Source organism: Cereibacter sediminicola, from assembly GCF_007668225.1.
GTDB lineage: Bacteria > Pseudomonadota > Alphaproteobacteria > Rhodobacterales > Rhodobacteraceae > Cereibacter_A > Cereibacter_A azotoformans.
Genome location: NZ_VDEK01000104.1, coordinates 1 through 1,289, shown reverse-complemented (window position 1 = coordinate 1,289; position 1,289 = coordinate 1). Strand labels below are relative to the sequence as shown.

Annotated in this window: 3 protein-coding genes; all 3 read left to right on the top strand. The window is 65.6% G+C overall.

Annotation, left to right across the window (positions count from 1 at the left end; all coding sequences use genetic code 11):
• Positions 1-100 precede the first annotated feature (100 nt).
• Positions 101-469, top strand: coding sequence for an IS66-like element accessory protein TnpA (gene tnpA / locus FG154_RS20515; RefSeq protein WP_145111997.1), 369 nt, complete (start codon positions 101-103; stop codon positions 467-469).
• A gap of 17 nt (positions 470-486) precedes the next feature.
• A complete protein-coding gene (gene tnpB / locus FG154_RS20510; protein WP_425456872.1) occupies positions 487-813 on the top strand; it encodes an IS66 family insertion sequence element accessory protein TnpB in 327 nt (108 codons plus the stop codon).
• A 62-nt stretch (positions 814-875) separates the two neighbouring features.
• On the top strand, positions 876-1,289 hold a 414-nt coding region (locus FG154_RS20505), incomplete at its 3' end, for a transposase (RefSeq protein WP_222120595.1).

Genomic DNA, 1,289 nt, shown 5'->3' with positions numbered 1-1,289 from the left:
GTAACCACCCGGTTGTGGCCGCCTGCCCGGGGTGAGGTCGTTTCCTTATGCTACGTCGTTATTGTCGTCGGTAACGACGTCGTATGCGACGGGGGCGGTGATGCGGGATGTGGTGCTGCACGGGGTTGAGCGTCGGCGTCGCTGGACGGATCAGGCCAAGCTGGCGATCGTGGGCGAGGTTGGGGTGAATGGCTGGACGGTGGCGGATGTCGCGCGGCGCCATGACGTGACGCGGCAGCACATCTACCAGTGGCGGGGGGAAATGCGCCGCAAGGGGTTGTTGCCGGCGACCGACGCAGCCCTGTTCCTGCCGGTGGAGATGACGGCTGCGCCGGAGGTTACAGCCGAGCCGTGTGGGACCTCGGGGGAGATCACGGTGTTTCTGCGCAACGGTCGGCAGCTGCGATGCCTGGACGGGATCGGGGATGCAGCCCTCATGCGGCTGGTGCGGCTTCTGGAGACGGTATGATTGGTCCGGGGACCGGCGTGCGGGTCTATCTGGCCTGCGGGGCGACCGACATGAGGAAAGGGATCGCCGGCCTCGCGGCGCTGGCACAGGACCATCTTCGGCAGAAGCCCACGAGCGGTGCGGTGTTCGCGTTCCGGGGCCGCAAGGGCGACCGATTGAAGCTGCTTTACTGGGACGGCCAGGGGTTCTGCCTCTACTACAAGGTCCTCGAGCGCGGCCGCTTTCCTTGGCCGAAGGCGGAGGATGGCGTCGCCCGGCTGACCTCGGCGCAGATGGCGATGCTGTGGGAGGGCATCGATTGGCGGCGGCCGGATTGGGGCGCACCACCAGCCCGGGTTGGTTGATTTATCTGTCTGAAAACCCTTGTTTTTATGGTGTTCCCGGGTGGGGCATGGTATGTCGTGGCATGTCGAGTGACGCGCCTGTTCTTCCCGAAGATCCCGCCATTCTGAAGGCGATGATCGCCGCCTTGCAGGCGGAAAACGCCAAGATGTCGGCGACGATCCGGGCACATGACCAGCTCATCCAGACGCTCCGGCTGCGGATCGCGAAGCTCAAGAAGCAGGCCTTTGGCAAGTCCTCGGAGAAAATCGAGCGCGAGATCGAACAGCTCGAACTGGCGCTCGAGGATCTGCTGATCGCCAGCGCCGAAAGCGCCACCACCCCGGCGGACGAAGACGAGGCGGATCCTGCCCCTGAGGCGAAGACCGGCGATGTGGACAAACACAAACCCCGCCGCCGCCCCCGTGTGTCGGCAACCACCCCACGCGAACGGCGCGAACTCGACCCCGGCAGCTGCTGCCCGGACTGCGGTGGTGAC